This window comes from Microbulbifer sp. MKSA007 (genome assembly GCA_032615215.1).
Classification (GTDB): Bacteria; Pseudomonadota; Gammaproteobacteria; order Pseudomonadales; family Cellvibrionaceae; genus Microbulbifer.
The window spans coordinates 3,045,975-3,066,330 of sequence record CP128433.1; the positions used below are offsets into that span (position 1 = coordinate 3,045,975).

Consider the following 20,356-nt stretch of genomic DNA (forward strand, 5'->3'; position numbering starts at 1 on the left):
CCCCACTTACAAACCAAACTCCAAATATCACCCCTAGAAATTCAAACATCTATATTCACAAAGCGCTCGAAAAACTTCTGGACACCCATATAAGTTGTCGGTGCCCCTAGGAGCTTCCAACTCAACTTGAGTACTACTTATCATTTCCCCCACGGCAGCAACGAATTCCGCAAACATCGCCCCCGAAGCAAACTTGCCTTCCTTCATCCTGGACATGATCCCGCCGAGCACCACCTTCGCTATAAATTGCCCCGTTCGGGCGCCCATATTTGCTTTAGCACCAATGGCATAGCCAAACCCAGCCGACACAAAATTGACTCCCCCTAGGGGGCCAGGGGGTAAAAACCCTGCGACCAGCCCGGCCTACACGCCTTGGGAACCTAACATTGGTACAGTGTTTATTGACAGTACCGTCCACCCAGTCGGCACAGGGCTTGCCCGTGCCGGCGGGCAGGAGTTTTTCGGGCGGGGAGGCGAACGGCTTTTGCGTGCCGGGGGAGGCATGGCTTAGACAGCAGCCGCCAAACTGGATCCGCTACTCCCACCACAACAAGTACGAGAGCGGTATGCATGCGCCGCCGCTGGATAGCTGATCCAGCTAGCGGATATTTTCGAGGTGTCCCTGGACTATTTGATGATAGACCAGTAAATGGAGGGAAGTTCCATCCGCAATGAAGTGTTATTTAAGCGCTTCAAGCTGCTGGAGGCTTTTGATGATCAAGACAAGAACACGGTGAATCGGGTGATCGATACGATTTTCGCTCAACGCCAGGTGGAACATGTCATGCGGCCATTAGAGAGCTAACCATTGATAGTTAGCTCTCTAATATAGGGGCTAGAACTGTTTCTTTTTGTCCTACTTATGGGGGAGCTACTCATAACCATCTGGGCTTAGAGTTACCTCTTATTTGATTTATGCCTTATAACTATATCTGATTTATTTTGTGAAACTTTGTCGATCGTTATAAGACCACCATATAATAGAGCACCAGAGTTTTTGGTTTTAATCTGAACACTTTCACCCTCTTCCACACAAAATCAAATCTACTTTCATCCGAAGATTCTACTTGTTTAAGAAGCTTATAAGTACTTATTTTAAAAATACTCCCCTACTCAAACAAATAAAGCTCTACATTTACTTTTCCCATAGGAAAAACTGACACATCCCCTGCCGACGAGGCACTGTGGCGACAGTTGATGGTATTCAACTATGTCCTGTTTGAAGCGCTGGATGCTATGGAACAAGAACGCGCCACTGGCAATCACACCCCACTCAATCGCCACTGGTAGCAATTTGTCCATTACCTCCGGTCTAGCAAGCCCAAGCTCGGCACCTATCTTGGCTGAACAGAAGGGCATCCAATGACAGCGCAAACCAAACACATCAAAGTCAATAAGATTATTATGATTACAAGCCCAAGAATGCCGGGTCTTACTCGGTGACGCCGCCGGTTCCTTGGATTCAGCTCAAGGGTAAATGGTTGGCAAAAGCAGGATTTAATATCGACACACCTATCAAGGTTGAAGTGGATGAGGGTCGATTAATATTAACAACCGAGTAACAAAATAAAGCCCCGGTAGTTCACCATCCTACCGGGGCTTTGGGGTTGGTTTCGCTGTTACTTACACCCCTTAACTAAATACAGAGCCTCTTCCTGTTCTTTATCGTCCGTGTAAACTCTAAATTCCTTAGCGCTAGTGAATACCGCCTTAAGCGAAGAACTAAATAACCCATTTTTAACGTACCCCTCAGGAGGTATCACCGGCTTATACTCATAAACTTGGCCGCCAGACTTAACTCGGAAACAATCAAAGTTATAAGCAACTTTATCTGCATCCCCTGACTCAATTTCTGATAACACTACGTCAGAATACCCTGAGAGAATATAAATAATCTCATCAGTATCATTCCGAACATCGACCTTAAACTGAACAGGACAGCCACTTAATATCAAGCAGCCAATCACAACAACAAAACTTCTTAACAATGTAATCAAAATCTTCATTAGAACGTCCTATCCTGCATAGGACCAGTTTCCATAAAGTTATTACTGTGCCAAGCATCAACACCATACCTTAATCCTGGGTGCGGTGACCGAAATAGCGAACTGACCCCACCTATCGCATGGACTGGTAAATACAATGGACCAAGAATTTGCCCTTGTTGTGTATGCCTAAATTCTTCACGCCCTACGGTATGGTTTGGAGGGGTATTATGGAAATGAACATTCGACGCACTCGGCGATGTTGACGAACCATAGACAATTACATTTCCTAACGTAATTGCGGATGGCATCAACGGATTGTTATGGAACTGAATTGCGTTGTTTCCAAATGTTGTGTAAGGGTTTGTTCCCATTATCCATCCAGCAACGTGCCCAACGCCTCCATACACTAGACCTATGATTGTATTCGGCAAATTCCAAATCTTCCCGACGACATCGCCAACGACACTGAGGGCATTGGCCAAACCTGATAGCTGTTGTTGACCACCGCTAACAGCAGGTGCACTTGTTTGATTTGTCGGCGCTCCATTGGTTGGCCTAGTCGCTCCAGCCAACCCAGATTGAATCATCATTGAGAATGCCGCAGTAGCCGCCCCATTTGCGAATTTCCCTCCACTTAGTACGGAAGCAGTTCCGCCAACTACAGCAGAGATAATAACACCATCCACAGTGGGGCCCATTCCCTCCGGACCTGTCCACCCCTCACTGCTTGCCAGAGCGCTAAACCCGGCCGCAGCAAAGCCATGGCCAAATTTTCCTCCCTGTAAATGTGCCATAGTACCGCCTACTATACCGTGAGCAATAATGTTTGTTGGGCCTTCAAGGCCCAGACTTCCAACCCCATAGAAAGCGGCTGAGGTTGCTCCAGATATCGCCGCAGCCCGCATAGCTACTCCAAAATCATCGCTTTGAGCATAAGCCATGTTTTTGGAGAACTGAGCATTAAACCCAATGGAGCATGGGCCACAGTAAATTGTACTCACTACTGAGCCAATAATTTGTGCAGCCGTAGCTAGAGCGGGGTTGTCTGCTAGCACCTTAAATACTGGCTTACTTATTTGCGCATCGGCATAAGAAATGGCTACTGCAGTGACGGCTTTAGAAATAAAGCTCAAAAAATACCCGCTCGGATCAGTCGCGTTTAGAGGGTTATTCCGTACATAACTATAGCGGTTGTACATCTGCGTATCCGCAGCGGCCTGAATAAATGGATCTGCCTGGACAAAGCGCCCTAGGCGCGCATCGTAGATGCGGCCATTCATATGAATCAGCCCTACCTCATCCAGCATTTCATGCCCGGTATAACCGCGCGTGGTACGCCCATGATCAAAACTTGTCAAGGCGGTATTTGACAATGCATTCCAGTTTCCAGTATTCCTGCGCTGCCCCCAGGCGTCGAAGGCCATTTCCTGTTCCACTGCCCCCGACTCATCAGTAATCAGATCCATTGATCCCAGGTGATCTTTGTACAGGAACGTCTCTTCAGTGGATTGCACCACATAATCTACGTCGGTTTTAACTGTGTATAAAACACTACCTCCCAGATAGCGTTTCCACTGGATCTCATTGGGGGTACTCGATTTTTGGATGCGCTCGACACCACCGATATACCAAGTCTCAGTTACCTCGCCATTGCTGCTGTTAGTATCTTTACGGTAGTAACGGCCATGACTGGGTCCGTATAGGAACTCGGTAGTATGGTTACCTTTCTTGATCCAGGAGGCTTTGTCGAATGTGGTATAGCGGATAGTACGACCACCATCAAAACCATCAGATGTCATATTGCCATTGGCATCGTAGTTATAGCGAATGCCTCCGGCTGTAGTTACCGCATGAGCACCTGCACCATTTTGACCATAGATATATGAACCAACTCCATCCTTGTAAGTAATATTGCCAATGGCATTGTACTTAATATCCTGATTACCACTACTCAGGGCACTACAGTTGTAGTTGCTACTACCGATATGATTTTTTATCAATCGATTTAGGTTGTCATAGCAGAAGCTCTCACGCAGGTTCTTGCTACCACTTCGATTATGGCGGCTGACAAGATTACCAAGGGTATCCCACTGATAAGTGATATTCTGAACACCAAAAGTGCCCAGCACCGTAGAAGTCTGATTAAGCAACCGGCCTGTAGAGTCCTGATAGGTGTATACCGTAGTCGCACCATTGCCAAGAAGCTGCTCCTTTAGCTGCCCTCGGGCAGTATGTGCCTTGATCTCCTGAATCAAATTGCCAGTTGCCAAGTCAACAGTCTTGTATAGCAAACCATATCTATAGTAGTTGCGGATACCGGACTGCCCAGTATTCAAGAGGCTGTCCAGGGCATCGTAACTGCGCTCTACGCGCCCATAATCATCAAAGGTCTTCGTTGTGATATAGGTAGGCTGGGGACCACCACCATCGAAGTCTACTGCTTGAGTGCTATTTCTACCAAGATAATCATATTGATATACCGCCTGATAACCAGTAACGCTATCAATGATCATCTCTATCTGACCAACGCCATTATGAGCACTATCGTAGAACCAGCTCACATCGCTAGTGATGCTGGTACCGCCCTCTTTTTCAATCCGCGTGAGTTGGCGTCCCAACTTATCGTAAGTTAATGCTACTGTATGGCCATTGGCGTTAGTCTGCTTCTCCAGTTCACCATAGCCGGTATATTCGTATTCCCAGAAACCCTTGTCCGGATCATCCATATTCAATTTACGACCCAAGTGATCGTGATTGATAGTGACGACAATCGGATAGCTGATTCCATCACCTTCATCTATATGGCTGCCGGAGGAGTTGGTTTTACCCCAGGATTTGGCCTTGTGTAAATTGCCCTGACTATCGTATTCATAGGTAAGGCGGCCATTATTAGCGTCTAGAACTTCAACCAGTTCACCAACAATGTTCTTGATTTCAGTCTTTTTCTGAACCTTATCATTGGTGGTAATGGTTTTCAGGCCCAAATACACAATAGTGGAATCCGAATCATCTGGCGCTATAACACGAGTTGGACGGCCGAGTAGGTCATACTCAGTCTCTGTCCACATAGGGGTGTCGCCGGAGAAATAAGGTTCACTGAAAAATTTGGCCCGGCCTAAATTATCGTATTCCTTATCCATATAGATTTTATGATACAGGCCCTGTGTTTCCGTGCGAATCGACCGGCCTAATACATCAAAGTACTCCCTCCCCCATTTTCCAGAGCTACTACTGGTAGTAATTCTGTATTTTGCCCCGCTAGGACATCCACTCGTACAACGCTCATACTTGGTTTCCTTATCCACTCCCGCATTGTTCCAGGAGTAACCTTCACGCCCCAAAGCATCATAGGCGAAGTAGCTCATCAGGCCATTTACACCCTCAACAATTAAAGGAGCTCCAAAATGGTTGCGGGACACCACTTTTTCAACCAAGTGATTTAGTGCGTTATAAGTTTCTGTAACGTAGCGACCAGAGGGATCGTATACAGTTCTGACAGATCGACTTGCCTCACCGGAAGCACTCAAAGTTTTTTTCGAAACATTGCCGAAACTGTCATAATCATAGGTGGTTGTCTGCTTGTATGCAGATTTGTTCGGTTCAACAACCTCTGTTCGCAAAAGCCCTTTATGTATTCCGGATGTGTAGTAGGTAAAAGATGACTCCTGTATATGGCTAGTCATTCCTGGACGAGTATTGGTAACCCTGGTATTGCTAAGGCGTCCCATCTCTTTTTCCCAGGTACTGTTACCATAAACATTTACTACCTTTTTAACGAACTGCTCACTAGTTGCTGCATCTGTCGTAGTTACATTAATTGTGAGGGCATTCCCGTAATTATCGTAACTATTAGTTGTTGCTACTGTCTGTAGCAAATCTCCAACACTTTCCCCTCCGTCCTTTAGGTCGTAAGTATTCTCAACTGCACTATAAATATAAGGTTGATAAGGCGCCGATGGTGTGCCACTCCCGCTCCACCCTTGAAGTCGCCAGTTATTGGTGGCCTGACTTAAGATTTTTCCCTGGGCAGTGCGAGTTACTGTATGCAGGGGCACTCCGGTGAAGGGGAAGTCCTGTCGGTATGTAGTTTCAGTAATTACTCCGGTCTGGTTGTCTGTACTACTTACCTTCTGGAAGCCCAGTGCACCTCGGCCAGCAGCCTGTAATTTCATCTGGTGATAGTGGTAAGAAATTGAGCTTTTAGCCAGCTGTGCTACTGATCCAGAGTTAATTCCGGCTGCAGGCGCAGAACTTTCAACCTTGGACACAAGAAAGATTGGCGCCAGGATATCAAACACTGGCTTACGTTTGCCCAATGTGTGACTACCTGAAGGTAGCTCCCAGTCACCATTTAATTCGGAGTAAAGAGAAGAAGGGTTTGGAGTAGAGACAGTGTAACAAATCACTTCCCCTCCGATACTTCCACCGCCGAACCCATCTTCCGAATCGAAAATCCTAACGCACCTTTCCTCGTGGGTGGAAGACATGGATAAACGGGTATATACATCACCATCTACCATATTTTCATAGGTAACTTCGGTCAAATTACCCAGACCATTATCAATTACACTGATTACCTTACTTGGCTTATTTTTATGTTCAGCATACTTTTCATTGGCAATCTGGGTTCGAACTTTACCCGAAGACTGGTCATACCTATGATAATCAACTTGACCATCACCATTGGTATCGGCAAACCAGATAAAATCTCTCTTGTCGGTTCCGATATATTTCCAGCTTCTTTCAGTACTAACAAAATTACCGGTATTTTGATCAAAATACCGGACTTTGGCATAGCCAGTATCGAAGTCCGCACGTACTAAATCCGGGAAACCATCATTATTGAGATCAGCAAAAGTTGCCTTTTCACCATCAGGGAATGAGCCTAGGCTAACAAAGCCTGATCCGGTGCTGAGCTTAATTGCAAGGTTGTTAGCACTACCAGTTATATAAGCAATATCTGTTAACCCATCACCATTGATGTCTATGGCAATAGGGTCGCTATCTGGCTCACTACTAGCAGAGAGAAGGTGTGATGAGTTGAATTCTTGTTCTTCCTGATCAAATACTGCCACACGGTAACCATCAAAGTAATTACCCAAGAACCTCCATTGCTGATTAGTTCCGCAACTGTCAGGCCCCCCAACCAATTGTCGAGGTAAAAATGGTTCATGAGTAGGTGGGCCACCGCCACCAGGGGGATTTACCGTTACACAGCCGAATCTACTGGTATAGGTGGCCACCAGCAGATCTATAGAGCCATCACCGTTAAAATCACCCAGCGTATCTGGCACTCGTTTATCCGGTGTACCAACTGTGGCTCCAGTGACATTTAAATCGTAGGTTTTTACAGTACTGCTAAACTTATAGTAGCGGTCCGAAGATTCAGACAAGCCCGCAGGTACCAGAAGACGTACTTTCACGCTACCTGCCGTTGCGGTAGAAATGTAATCTGCTAACCCATCACCATTAAAATCAGCAAATATTGCATCCTTATCATTAAGGCCGGTATAAATACCATCTGAATCCAGCCTCCAGGCACCATTGCTATACCTGCTGAGGAATACATGCCAGTAACCACCGGAAAATTGATAAGCTTGCCTGGCATTGAAGATAGCCAAGTCCTGACGGCCGTCGCCATTATAGTCCAACACCCGAATGGCAAAGTCTTTATCAATATTAATGCCTGAGAAGTACGCCAAATCAAATGTTGAACCTGAGAAGTTTTGTTTGACGAACCTGGTACCATCTGAAATTGCGTATTTCACCCTGGTATCGGTATCATCACCATCAGCATCTCCTTCAATCCATACAAGGTCTTGCTTGCCATCGCCATTAATATCAGCATATTTATAATTTACAAGGAAACGGCTACTGGCAGGAGAGAAATCGATAGCCTCGTGCGCTGTACCATCATGAAGTAAAGGGGACTGCAGCCACTCGAAACTCATAGCAGGTAAGCAGCTTGAGCCAACACACTCCTGAAAACTGGAAAGAAGAGAAGTTCTATCAGAATAATCTGTCCCAGACCCAAAAGTTCCAACGGGCTTATATCCCAAGTTATATTCGCGAATAACACTACCATTCGACCTAGAAGTGATTTTTTCCAAGCGCTTTGTGGTAATAAATTCGTATCCAGAGGTATAACTTTGCAAGTAATCCGGGCGAGTAGTGTAACTAAACTCTACTTCTCCCCCGTAGCTACCCGAGCCATACGCATAGCGAATTCTTTTGATACGTTGACCACTATCAGCATTACCCTCGTACTGGAATTCAATATGATTTCCAACACTATCCTCAAATTGATTTTGCGCCCACACCAATACATGACTTCCGGCCAACAACTTTGAAGCACTGCTGTTACCGTAATAGCTCAATGACCCATCTTTTCGCTCAACCGTAAAGTAAGAGGGCTTCCCCAGAGAACCACCAACAGATGTAACTTTTGCAAAGGAGTCCATCTCAGTTTTGTAAACGGCTCCAACTGCGCCATATACTGAGCCGCTCACTTTAATTAGGCGCTGTCCATCAAGACAGAATCGATCAGAATCAGTCCAATTAATTGGAGCTACACGCCCTTCAATTGCTAATGTTTGGCGACAGCGGGAAATGCCAGACAAACCACCGATCGTCCATCCCTTGCCCAGTAATCCATTACCTCCATTACTTGAGTAACTGAGAGTTAATTGAGGAGTAACTCCACCGGTACCTGAGGCTGCCATAATGGGTATTGAGTAAGTTACAGCACCCATCTCATTTACCCGAAACTCTCCTCCAGAGGCTCCAGCCATATTAGCGCTGTTCGTGACCAAGGGCGTACCATGGCTATCAAAGGTGCCTGATGTACTTGCAAGTAGAGTCGCATCGATAACGCCTTGAACTAAAATATCATCTCGACCATCGCCATTGGCGTCTTCAATTCTTAAACTTTCAGGGTCTGCACCTGAAAGAATCAGAGCTATCTCCTCCGTATTATTCCCAATTGGAAACACCTGAGACAAAGTAGGAAAACCATTACCATTAGCTTGTAGTACCAGGGGTGTGGCGGCTAACACTAGTAAATCGAATTCGCCGTCTCCGTTAAAGTCCCCGGAAAAAGACAGGTTGCGGTCTATTTTTTGTAGAGTCGCTAGAATTGTTTCTGTCAGAGTGCTGCTTTGCGGCGTTCCGTACCCAAGACCACCATTGTCTCTCGTGCCATACAATACAAAATTAGGTAGTTCTGGCATTGCTACAGGAGTGGCTACTTTACGATGCAAAATAATAAAAGGACGATGGTACTCAAAATAGAGATCATTAAGGCCATCATTATTAATATCGCCACTATAAATTTCGTATCCACCCTCCCAAATACCAGACGAAGCACTAGCAAATGAGGAGAATAGCCCAGCAACAGCGAGACAGAGGTAGGCAAGAGTGATGCGCATCCGAAGAGGCCCCAAGATGAAGGATGTAATTTTATTTTTGCTTCTCTCAATATTTAACTGAGAGAAGGGTGGCGGGAATTTACACAACTTTACAGATTGTTACAAGCCAATATGATAACTGGTACTACCGTTTAACAGCCAAGTAATTGATCATTACCTAAAACTCTCAACGAGAAGCTTTCTGAAAAAAACAATTTATAAATTTATGCATTAGACTCCACCCTCCGCCCACAAAATCAAAAAACGCCAAACTCGGCACCCTCATTCGTTCGACGCGCATACCAAGTACGTCCACACGCTCTTGAGTTGCTCCTAGATTCCCACAACAACTGACAGACTTGGCAACCACAAAAGGGAGCAGCTCGCTGAAGTCTTATCAGGCAGCATGTGAGATCATAACCTCCGACAATGGCGATAAACTCTGGGCCGTTAGTCAATCACGCAAAAAATAGACTGCAAGATTTTTTTGGTAGGCAGTGTCACTCATCAGAGCACGCAATAAACGAAAGTATAAATAGGCTAATAAGACATTTCTTCGATAAAGGGATGGAAATTGACAAGTTATCGAAAGAGCAGATTGATGATGCGGTATTTCTTATTGGTGACCAGCTACGCTGAATTCTTGGAGCACGCTGATATTTCTGGTGGGTACGCGTGTGTCGCTTAGGTCCTCAATCTAGTACATGACTCCCAAAATCATGTACTACTAAATATCCACCTCAACCGGCGGTTCTGATGACGCAGGCCATACCAGTCCAGCTCTTGTTACTAGGAGCAATAATACAAAAGACATCTCCAATGCGAGAAATATACCAATAGGGTGATTAGGAACTCCACGTATCATTAGGTAGAACAAATAGCTCGTAGTAAGCAAATTTACCGCGAGAGTAACGTTGAGGGCACGGCGACGTTCTTGCCAGAGTGGCTTACAGAGCAGGAGGTTCAACACCGCCGTGCCGGCGAGCATCACACCGGGTAACATCAACAACAAGCGACGGGCTAAACCAGTCCCATCGCTGGTTACCAAAGGCCAGATGGCAACAAAGTGGCCCTGGGCTCCAAGGAAGAGGAACAGCCCCAGAACCACAGTGCCACAGGCGGCAAGGCGATAAAGTGCATTGCGTTGCAAAGCGGGCTTTGATCTAGAAGCCAACATCACGCTCCCCCACGGTGGCTAGGCCACATTCGTAGGCGAATACGACTGCCTGCGCACGATCGCGCACCTCCAATTTTGACAGCAAACTGGAAACGTGGGTTTTCACGGTAGCAGGGCCAATAAATAGGGTCTCGGCAATCTCTGCATTACTCTTGCCTGCGGCGATGGCTTCCAGTACTTCACGCTCCCGGGTGGTCAGGCGCTCCAGCCGCTTTGCCAGGTTGCGCCCAGTTCCCAGTTTCTGTGCGAACTGGCTTATCAAGCGTTGGGTGATGCCCGGTGCGAGCATGGCACCGCCCTCTGCTACGGTGCGCACTGCCTGTACCAGCGCCTCTGGGGGAATGTCCTTGAGCACAAAGCCACTGGCGCCAGCCCGCAGCGCACGAAACACGTATTCATCAGGATCGAACGTGGTCAAAATAATGACACGGCAAGTTGCATCACTAGCTTCCAGGATGCGCGCTGTGGATTCCAGCCCGTCCATCTCCGGCATACGGATATCCATTAGGATGATATCCGGCTGGTACACTCGCGCGGCTTCAATCGCCTCGACGCCGGTACCGGCCTCGGCGACCACCTCGATATCGGGCTGGTTATCCAGAATCAGGGCAAAACCGCGTCGCACCAAAGCCTGGTCGTCCACTACCATCACTCGCAACATTATGTTTTCACCATTCCTGTAGGTAGTTGTGCATATAACTCAAAACCGCCACCATCGACTACACCCGCATACAGATAGCCACCGAGCAGTTCCGCGCGCTCGCGCATTCCCGCGATGCCGTGCCCACCGCCTGGCTGCCCATCAATAGCTATTTCCCTCATGGGCCGCTCGCCGTGAGTATTTCCATCATCGCGCACTCGAATTGTGAGCGTGCCGTGATCTGCGCGCACACTCACTTGCACTCGCGCTGCAGCACCGACGTGCTTGATGACATTGGTGAGGGATTCCTGAACGATGCGATAGGCGGCGAGCGCGACGCTGGTTGGCACTTTCTCCAGTGCACCGTTGGCCTCATAGTCAACCTGGATTAACACCTGTCGGACCTTTTCAATCAGATCTGGCAAATCGCCGAGTTCTGGTTGCGGAGTGAGCGCAGTGTCGTTATTAGTCGGTCGCAGTACACCGAGTAAATGACGCATTTCTGCCATGGCCTGACGGCCAGCCGCCTCTACAGAAGCCATAGCCTCATTAGCAGCTTGCGGGTTATTGCGGCTGATAGCCCTGGCGGCACCGGCCTGCACAGTCATAAGACTCACTTGGTGCGCCACCACATCATGCATCTCACGGGCGATTCGAGTGCGCTCGGCTACAACTGCGCGCTCGGATTCGGCATTGCGCTCGCGCTCCAAATACTTGGCCCTCTCTTCCAACAAGCGCAGATATTCACCGCGAAAGCGCAGCCGGCGGCCGATATACCACAGCGCCCATACCAGCATCACCGTTACTGTGCCTGCTGCAGTTGGCTGAACCGGAATACCCTGGTCAAGCGCCACAAAAACCAGCGTCGCGATAACGCCAAAAAAGCTGGCCCGGGTATTGGCCTCGTAACGACCGAGGCTATACAGCGAAATCGCCATAGCCACGATGCCATCTGCCGGCAAACCCAGCTCCAGCAATATTGTTGCGCCGAGAATAACGGCCTGTACCTGCCAAGGGTGGGTGCGACGCCACAACAGAGCGAAGGAGCCAACGAATGCACACTGGAAAGCAATAACATCCCACAGGCTCTGCATGGATAGCACTTCGGGGGAGCCGTTGCGCGACCACATCAAAAGCGTCAGCAAGAACATAAGCAACGCAATAAACAAGTCGGTCAGGTGCGGCCATCGCTCAAACGGCCCACGTAAGGGCCGCCACATAGGGAGCTTGGGCAGTTCCGTGCTGGCATTGGGCGGATTCGGCGCAGGCGTACTTAGGGACGAAGATTTCATTTCCGCATGCTAAACCAGGGGCAACCAGCTGTCATGGGACTTTCGGGGGAGATGGATACGGCAAACTCTCCACCTTTTGGGGGAGTTCGATTCCTGTCTGCGGCCGATGTGCGTAGGTCTGAAAAAGCAGAACATGTCCGGCAAGCACATTAAGACCCAATACGGACCATAATCGCCTGGAGAACCCCATGAACGACGCTGTACTCAGCCAAACACTACCGCGACCATTCGATACCCGGCGGGCTGTTAACCTGTCGGTAAAAACCTGGTTCTGCATCGCGGCTATCGGCCATGCGATCTTCTTCGCCTATATCCTGGCCGTCTTCTACCCACCCATTGCCGAATCAGGAGTGCACGGCTTGAAAGGGCTCCACCTACCGGCAGGCTTCCGCGAGGGAGATATATTAGGCAACCTGGCTTCGGTGAGCCACGTGCTATTGGCCGCGATTGTCATCGGCGGTGGTCCACTTCAGCTGATCCCTTCGGTGCGGCGCCATGCCCCTAACTTCCACCGCTGGCTGGGACGCAGCTATCTGCTGACCGCTGTCATCGCCAGTATTGCGGGGCTCTACATGACCTGGACGCGGCACACTTTTGGCAACCTGGTGTCGCAGATCAGCATTACAATGGACGGCATACTGATTCTGTTATTTGCCTTTCTGGCAGTGAAGACTGCGTTGGCCAGACGCATTGCTGAGCACCGCCGCTGGGCCTTGCGTCTTTTTATGGCAGCAAGTGCAGTGTGGTTTTTTCGTGTAGCCTTGATGGGCTGGGCAATGCTAACCGGCGGCTGGGGGATTGACTGGAAATCCTTTACCGGGCCTTTCCTATATGCACTGGGCTTCGGCCAATACCTGCTCCCACTGGCCATGCTGGAATGGTATTTTCACTGTCAAAAGCGTGGAGCCGCACAGGGTACCCAGATTGCGTTTGTCAGTACACTAGTGCCGCTGACCGTGTTTATGGCCATTGGTATTTTTGCTGCTACGATGGGAATGTGGCTGCCACGGATCTAAGGCTACCTGGGCTGGTTATCGTGAACTTCTTGTGCTGATTTGGCTTTAGAGGTTCACGACTTGGAAATCCCGCTCTGAGCGAAGAATTAGAAACTAGAGTACTAAATTAATTTTGGCACTATGCATTTGTGTGATCCGAGGAGTTACCTCGTACTGACAGCTCGGCACCCACCTTCCCCTATTCTACACCCTCAAGCTATTTTAGATGCCTGTTAGCCTGGCTCTCACTTCCATAAGTGCGAACCCTAAAAGATTAAGGCCTTTCCAATCGTTAGGATTTTCTGACGCAGAATGATCTTGGGCCAGACCAATGCCCCATATTCTATCTACTGGACTAGCCTCAACTAATACTCTGTTTTCAGTACTAAGCAAAAATTGCTTGAGATAACATTTTGAGAGAATTTGGCTAGAGCAGCATTTACCACAAACTTAAAAGGAATGAGAAGCAGGGAATGGCAAGAGATGTAGGCGATGATTATCGTGCTGACTTCAACATAACCAGCCACAGGTAAAAAATAATACAGGTTCAGTAAAAGCCATGTAAATGGCTAGGACGAGATTTATATCCTGGTTGGCTGGCACTACCGCACGATATAGTGCGATCACCAGCTACCCTGGATAATCATTTGGTTAATATAGGATATTAAAGTCTCTCTTTGTGTGACTGTCGCCCATACGCAAGTAGTATAGAAACCACTCCTCTATAAAGAGTTTAGCTTTAAAACTGATCACTTCCGCCCACTTAGCAAGGGCAAGTTCAACTGGAACTTGCCAAACATCACTCAACCCCCTAAAGGCTATGCCACCACCAACCGCTACCAGAGCAAATTGTAACCGGTCCTGTGGAGCCCCGTATTTTGTGGCCAAAACAACTTCAATGATCTTGTTATGGACTTACCGGAGGCTCCGAACTTTGAATGTTACTGGTATTAAGTTAAAAATTGATCTTCCCATCTTCACCCAAAATTAAATGCTCTAGGACTTGATCTTTTGACAATTTACTCTTTCTCTGTGTATCAATCTCTCGCTGCTCCAGCATTTTAGCTCGAGGTGTTTTCCCAAGATCTTCGGTAGCCCCATCGCTACCAGGAATGTTTATATATGGATCGCCGGACCAAAGCTCAGCATCAAGCAAATCTTCCTGGCTCGCACACCCTATCCCACACACAGCCATAAAAACAGCTATTATAAAAATCAATTTTTTACTCATAACCTCCAGACCTCTACACAATGCATAATCGCAAATATCAGTAGATCGATCGCGGCATGGCCTGGTTATGTATTTGGTGAGATACAAAAAAACAAAACCAACTTCCATATGCCAACTACCATTAGAACAGCATATTCTATCTTGATTAGAACATAATTCAGAGAGATTTTTCCAAGCCCCATAGCTTTATCATAAATGAAACCCTAAAGCACCAAACTAGTAAGAGGCAAATATCTGGTACAATCGCTCCATCAGATGCGGTGGCAGCAGAAAGTAATCTAGTAAAAGTTGACTCCTAAATACCTTACCCCCCACCATGAAGGGGTCCTTGTGCGCACCAAACCTGATCAATAAGCAGGCAGGGTCAATTAAGATGACATATAGATAATCTGACTCTAAAGACTCTCTATTTCTGAGCCACTTAAATTTCTAAAAGTTGGAGAATTTATGTCAGAGCTATCGGCGTACGTTTAATTTTTTTCATGACGAACAGCCCACTTTCTTGTTGCCAGCACTACTCGGTTTTTCCGTCGCCATTATTATCGTTATCTTTCAAGCGACTCCTATCAGGGCAGGGTAAGAAATAGCGTAAGGATACTCTTGGGTGCAGATTTTGTGGAGAACTATCAAACTATTCACAGACTTACTGTATCGCGCCAATATAAAGGTCAGTGTATTTTTGGCTTGCCCTTACACGCTAATGGGCTATGATGTTTGAGGGATAGTGGAGTGTCACGTTTCTACTTTAATTTTAGATAGCCCTATATCCGCTACATTCAAATACGGTACGTAATCGAGACTGCTCACTAGAGATTGCCACTGCATATTTCACATTTAATTAATGTATAATCCGAAACACTATTTGCGCCTACGTCTGAAAAATTAAGGAGTCTTTGGATTACTGCTCTATAAATATTTTAGGTTCAATATTAGCCATACAGTGTAAAGCCAAAATTAAGGTGCATAAAACTTCTTTACTGGGCACTCATAATTTGGGCGCAACCATGCAAGAGGGCATATATGTTTACTCAACCTTCTTCTTTAATTAAAAAAATACTTATAGGTAATCGCAGCTGGGAATGGGTGCCCATCTTAGTTGCACGCGTATCTCTGGGGCTATTTTTTTCAGTATCTGGGTATAACAAACTATTCGATCCTGAGAAACATGCAGACCTTATTAACTTGATGAGCGAAATAGGAATGCCCTTCCATAAATTTATGGCGCTGGTTTTAGCCTCTATAGAGTTCTTCGGAGGATTACTTTTAATTATGGGCCTACTATCAACACTTGCTGCCATTATCCTATCCATTGTAATGATTGTTGCTATTGCCACAGTTGAAATCGAACACGCCATCCCTAAAGGCATTGGACCACTAGACTGGATGAGCTGGTTTCTTTATTTACCCCAAGTTTTGTATATTATTTTATTTATATGGTTAATAACTACTGGTCCCGGCCGATTTAGCTTAGATCATCTAATTGCCGATAAGTTGGGCCTCAACAGAACAGCTAAATAAAACAGACAGATTTGTAGGTCTGGAAGATGGGTATTGAATTGCTGTCAGTATTAGCGAAACCCTTACCTTTACTCTTAATCAGAATTTGCAAATTCCCGAAAACATGCAATTTTAAACACTCGTAAAACGCACCTTAAAGACTAACAAGCAGAAGAAAAATCAGGGAAACTAGCGAACACCTAACCAATCTTGTATTGCAAGCATTAATTCTTATATTTTAGAATCCAATATCCTTGGGCCACATATTGAGAGTCTCGATCTGAGTATACAATTAGCTTTGTCTCTAATTTGCAGCCATTCATGGAGTACAATACACTATCCATCTCTAGAAGGGGAAAATTCATAACCATCTATATTTCACTTAAAATATAGTACGCTGCTGTAGTAAGCTCCACTTCCAGCAGCACATATTAAGAGCCTGTCTCCAGCACTAGAGTTTCACAGTCATATTTTCCTCACTAAACTCCGGTATAACCTGATCCCTAAATAAACATGAGTAAGAATTGCCCCAATACTCAGAGCAGCATTCGCAACAGTATTTTGATATAGGTGGACACTCTCCTTTCAAGCACTATCAGTTATTAGAATTGGTCTACACTAATCCAGATCAGACTGACCCACTTACCACTACTTAATTGTAGGGGGATACTTAGTGCGGAACGACTTAAATTTAGTGGAACATGTTGTAGTGCCCAGGGAAAATCAAATGGAAAATCAACCTTCCGTAAGAAGTACTCGATTTTGGTTATGGATTTCGATTCTTATTTTTGCTGCCTCCAACGCAGTCGTTGCGAAAATTGGGGAACTGGGTGCCAGCCACCCCATTAATGGAAACAACCCTATCTCTTTTTGCAACCTCTTGTTCGCTGGAAATCTCTTGGCGGGTATCACCCTTTTAATTATCTATAGAAAAGATTGGCGCCTCAGCATCTTAAAGCAGTATCCTTTCAAAGACTGGTTTTACATGTTCGTGCTTATTTTGATGTCTGGAGTTCTTGCCCCCGCTTTCTTCTTTATTGCTCTGATGCTCACAGAAGTGACCAATGTCGTTTTAATTGCAACTCTAGATGCTCCCTTGGGACTTTTGTTCGCTTATCTGATGTTCCGGGAGAGGCCTACCGCATTCTCAATAGTGGGAGCCCTTGTGGTAACGGTTGGCGTTATTGCAATTTTTGTCCTACACCAACCCCCGATGGAAGATCCAATGAGTATGAAAATGCTCAATCTTGGAAATCCAGCCATGAACCAATTTCTTCAAGACCTCCCCAAAGCTGGAGAAATTTTAACCGCTTTAGCCACACTCTTAGGGGTCATTGCGGTTCAGGCAAGCCGGAAACTGCTTGATCGGGTCCCTATTGGCGTCTTTTCAACTTTCCGTATGCTTGCGGGAGCGATACTCTTTTCGGTCATTGTCCTCTCTGTATTTGGCCCCCACCACTTTGACGACCTATTCTCTCCCTTCCTCTGGGTGTGGATGCTTGTATACGGGGCAATCATTATTGTCCTTGGGCAGATCACCTGGTTTAAAGGACTCCAAGGAGGGGCGAGCTCTGCTGATATCTCTATCGCCACAGCCATTACTCCCGTAGCCGGTACTTTCTTCGCCTTTCTTATCCTGCAAGAGGTTCCCAACTTCGCTCAAATTATTGGGGGTATCATTATTATGTCCGGAATAGGTATCTCATTACTCGGCCAATATCGCGAGCAAAAAGCCATCGAAATGAAGTATGAAAAACCATGCTCTTTTAAAGGGGTATAGAGCTTTCCAGGCAAAATAGCAATAAAGTCGATAAATCATCTTTTTTTACAATATGGAGTCATAGGTGGCGATGTACTCTTTGCAAGGCTACGTAGTGAATTCTGCGCAAAATCAAAGCTCAAAGTTACTACTATCGCATATGGTGAGAGAAATCTGTGTACGCATGTGGGTATAGCCAATAAAGATTAGTGAGAAATTACTCTTGTAAGGGGGTAGATTTATCTTATTCTATGTATCTATACCTGCCAATCCAAATTATATTGCAAGAAATCTTAAGCTAAGGCTTAAAAAGATAAATACCTAAATGTATTAACTAAAATCTGATAATCTACTTCCCAGATTGTCAATATAGGAGACACACGCCTACCCGCCAAAAATTACAACGGACACAAGTAATTTAGCACCTTCCATGGACGAAAATTTATACGGAATACTGCATCATCAATACATATTTTGAATATCTTGCCAATATTCACACCTTTTGGAGAAAAGATCTCTCCAAGCCATTCGTATTTTTGTTCAACCCACGCTCCTAAAGAGGATTAGGCTTCACAAATATGCTTGGGAACAGTATTGCTTAGATGATAATTGATTTTCACCTTCATAGATAAATCGAACTTGATGTACTTATATGCTCCTTGTCACCTCTGTAACACAATATCTCGAGCCGAATAGTTCTATCCATTAAGAACTTCGATCCGGTATCGTTCTTTCAAAGTTAGTTAGTTGGTAAGGGCTCCTATAAGGTTTCTGGATTGTTAGTGCGGATTCTAACCAGCCAGCAGATCTCCTTCGCTATCTCCATCTATGTCGGCTATTGCATGAACCTAGGAATAAAACAGGCAGTTTATAGCGTTGTTCTCACTCCATCATCTTTTTCATACACCAGTTAGCTTTGTAAGTGACAGCCATATACTGTGCAAGCTGAAAAACTCCGATGAACCTGGGGGCAAGGAGGATCTGCGTGGAGTCAAGAATCGGACGGCAAGTAATCGATGTCTGGCATCAACACTGGCAACATCGTTTTAGTTTCCAATAGGTAAGTTCGTAATGTTTGTCATGTCGATAGTGAGGCCAACAAAAGTCATTGAATTAGTGAAATCGGAAAAGTGCATCGAAGCACAGTTCCCCGCTGCCGTATATTTTAAGAGGTTAAGCCAAATTAAAGCCTTTCTGAAACAGCACCTTCTTGCAAGCTTTAATGTATTCCATAGTGGATCAACGAGAAAGTTGTATTTATATACACGTAAGTATAACTTAGCAAGAGAGGTAGTTAGGTCTCATTTTACAGGCTTCTTGGTTTACCCCTCAAAATAATGCACACCTACTTACAACTTAACAACCAATATAGTGCACACCTATTTGCCACAGTCAAATTCGCAGTTTAGATGAGCCTATGTACACACTACCGAAATTGCTCTTCAGAATAGGAAAGAAGTCACTCAAAAACATCAAAAAATCCTCTTTAGGCTTACCCGTAAAACTGTATAATTTACAGTAAGAAAGCAGGACAAAAACTTATGGTTTCGTTAAGTGACCTTCACAGAAAAAAAGATACTGAACCAGATAGAAAATTTATTGAGGCTTTAGCTCGTGGGTTGGATGTACTCCGAGCCTTTCAACCTGGTGATGGCTTCCTGGGTAATATGGAGATCGCCCAGCGCACTGGCCTGCCCCGCTCCAGTGTTTCCAGGCTGACTTATACCCTGACCAAATTAGGCTATCTTACCTACTCTGATCGAATGGAGAAATATCAGCTGGGTAGTGGCGTCCTGGCTCTTGGTTATGCTTTTGTCTCAAATCTCACAGTCAGGCAGGTAGCCAAGCCTTTAATGCAGGATCTAGCTAATTCTACCGGTACCGCTGTTGGTCTCTCTGATCGGGACCGGCTGGATATGATTTTTGTCGAGTTCTGTGCTCCTGCAAATGTCACAACTTTTCGCCATGAAATCGGTAATCGCGTACCCATAGCTTCCAGCGGCTCCGGGCGAGCTTTTTTGGCAGCACTCCCTCAAGAAGAACGGGAATATTTTTATGGCTACCTGGAGAAAAAAGCTGGTGATCAATGGCCAACGATCAAAGCCGGTATTGAAGAAGCGGTCACCAGCTACCAGCAGCGCGGCTTCTGCTGCTCTTTTGGCGAGTGGAATCGCGATGTCAACGGTATCGCGGTACCTCTCTCTTTAAGCCAAGGTCATATTTACACTTTTAATGCTGGCGGACCTGCTTTTAGACTTAACCCGGAATACTTAGAAAATGAAGTAGCTCCTCTGTTGAAAAACCTGGTAGGCAATATCGAAGCTATGTTAATCCGATATTAGTCGACTCAAACTCCAGATCTTCTCAATCA

At 46.0% G+C, this 20,356-nt stretch carries 12 protein-coding genes; 5 read left to right on the forward strand and 7 right to left on the reverse strand.

The genetic code is table 11. The features are described 5' to 3' along the window. Positions 1-33 precede the first annotated feature (33 nt). Complete coding sequence (locus QT397_16445; GenBank protein WNZ54480.1) at positions 34-309, reverse strand: hypothetical protein; 276 nt, start codon at positions 307-309, stop codon at positions 34-36. Positions 310-649: 340 nt separating this feature from the next. Here QT397_16445 and QT397_16450 point away from each other — a divergent pair, with 340 nt between their 5' ends. Next, entirely contained in the window at positions 650-805 is a 156-nt protein-coding gene (locus QT397_16450) for a hypothetical protein (GenBank protein ID WNZ54481.1), read from the forward strand. An 814-nt stretch (positions 806-1,619) separates the two neighbouring features. On the opposite strand, the gene QT397_16455 is transcribed toward QT397_16450, so the two are convergent. From QT397_16455 to QT397_16475, 5 genes are all read right to left on the reverse strand, one after another. Next, positions 1,620-2,006, reverse strand: coding sequence for a hypothetical protein (locus tag QT397_16455; GenBank protein WNZ54482.1), 387 nt, complete (start codon positions 2,004-2,006; stop codon positions 1,620-1,622). After that, the gene (locus tag QT397_16460; GenBank protein ID WNZ54483.1) at positions 2,006-9,415 is read right to left on the reverse strand and encodes an FG-GAP-like repeat-containing protein; all 7,410 of its coding nucleotides are present in this window, start codon (positions 9,413-9,415) and stop codon (positions 2,006-2,008) included. Before QT397_16460 ends, QT397_16455 begins: the two co-directional genes overlap by 1 nt. Positions 9,416-10,121: 706 nt before the next feature. Continuing rightward, positions 10,122-10,571, reverse strand: a complete 450-nt coding sequence (locus QT397_16465; protein WNZ54484.1) for a hypothetical protein — start codon at positions 10,569-10,571, stop codon at positions 10,122-10,124. After that, entirely contained in the window at positions 10,558-11,232 is a 675-nt protein-coding gene (locus QT397_16470) for a response regulator transcription factor (GenBank protein WNZ54485.1), read from the reverse strand. The genes QT397_16465 and QT397_16470 overlap by 14 nt, the downstream gene beginning before the upstream one ends. Continuing rightward, complete coding sequence (locus tag QT397_16475; GenBank protein WNZ54486.1) at positions 11,232-12,503, reverse strand: sensor histidine kinase; 1,272 nt, start codon at positions 12,501-12,503, stop codon at positions 11,232-11,234. Before QT397_16475 ends, QT397_16470 begins: the two co-directional genes overlap by 1 nt. Positions 12,504-12,691: 188 nt before the next feature. On the opposite strand from QT397_16475, the gene QT397_16480 reads away from it, so the two are divergent. After that, positions 12,692-13,519: a DUF2306 domain-containing protein gene (locus QT397_16480; protein ID WNZ54487.1), complete on the forward strand. Its 828-nt coding sequence runs from the start codon at positions 12,692-12,694 to the stop codon at positions 13,517-13,519. Positions 13,520-14,453: 934 nt separating this feature from the next. On the opposite strand, the gene QT397_16485 is transcribed toward QT397_16480, so the two are convergent. Continuing rightward, on the reverse strand, positions 14,454-14,729 hold the full coding sequence (locus QT397_16485; GenBank protein WNZ54488.1) for a hypothetical protein: 276 nt from the start codon (positions 14,727-14,729) through the stop codon (positions 14,454-14,456). A 1,020-nt stretch (positions 14,730-15,749) separates the two neighbouring features. Here QT397_16485 and QT397_16490 point away from each other — a divergent pair. From QT397_16490 to QT397_16500, 3 genes are all read left to right on the forward strand, one after another. Next, positions 15,750-16,247 carry a DoxX family protein gene (locus tag QT397_16490; GenBank protein WNZ54489.1) on the forward strand — a complete coding sequence of 166 codons (498 nt, stop codon included), beginning with the start codon at positions 15,750-15,752 and terminating at the stop codon, positions 16,245-16,247. Positions 16,248-16,953: 706 nt separating this feature from the next. After that, positions 16,954-18,006, forward strand: coding sequence for a DMT family transporter (locus QT397_16495; protein WNZ54490.1), 1,053 nt, complete (start codon positions 16,954-16,956; stop codon positions 18,004-18,006). A gap of 1,520 nt (positions 18,007-19,526) precedes the next feature. After that, positions 19,527-20,327: an IclR family transcriptional regulator gene (locus QT397_16500; protein ID WNZ54491.1), complete on the forward strand. Its 801-nt coding sequence runs from the start codon at positions 19,527-19,529 to the stop codon at positions 20,325-20,327. The last annotated feature ends 29 nt before the right edge of the window (positions 20,328-20,356 follow it).

Excerpts from the sequence above, each read along its gene's own strand:
- QT397_16450 (WNZ54481.1), top strand. The coding sequence starts at position 650 with ATGGAGGGAAGTTCCATCCGCAATGAAGTGTTATTTAAGCGCTTCAAG.
- QT397_16455 (WNZ54482.1), bottom strand. The coding sequence starts at position 2,006 with ATGAAGATTTTGATTACATTGTTAAGAAGTTTTGTTGTTGTGATTGGC.
- QT397_16460 (WNZ54483.1), bottom strand. The coding sequence starts at position 9,415 with ATGCGCATCACTCTTGCCTACCTCTGTCTCGCTGTTGCTGGGCTATTC.
- QT397_16465 (WNZ54484.1), bottom strand. The coding sequence starts at position 10,571 with ATGTTGGCTTCTAGATCAAAGCCCGCTTTGCAACGCAATGCACTTTAT.
- QT397_16470 (WNZ54485.1), bottom strand. The coding sequence starts at position 11,232 with ATGTTGCGAGTGATGGTAGTGGACGACCAGGCTTTGGTGCGACGCGGT.
- QT397_16475 (WNZ54486.1), bottom strand. The coding sequence starts at position 12,503 with ATGAAATCTTCGTCCCTAAGTACGCCTGCGCCGAATCCGCCCAATGCC.
- QT397_16480 (WNZ54487.1), top strand. The coding sequence starts at position 12,692 with ATGAACGACGCTGTACTCAGCCAAACACTACCGCGACCATTCGATACC.
- QT397_16485 (WNZ54488.1), bottom strand. The coding sequence starts at position 14,729 with ATGAGTAAAAAATTGATTTTTATAATAGCTGTTTTTATGGCTGTGTGT.
- QT397_16490 (WNZ54489.1), top strand. The coding sequence starts at position 15,750 with ATGTTTACTCAACCTTCTTCTTTAATTAAAAAAATACTTATAGGTAAT.
- QT397_16495 (WNZ54490.1), top strand. The coding sequence starts at position 16,954 with ATGGAAAATCAACCTTCCGTAAGAAGTACTCGATTTTGGTTATGGATT.
- QT397_16500 (WNZ54491.1), top strand. The coding sequence starts at position 19,527 with ATGGTTTCGTTAAGTGACCTTCACAGAAAAAAAGATACTGAACCAGAT.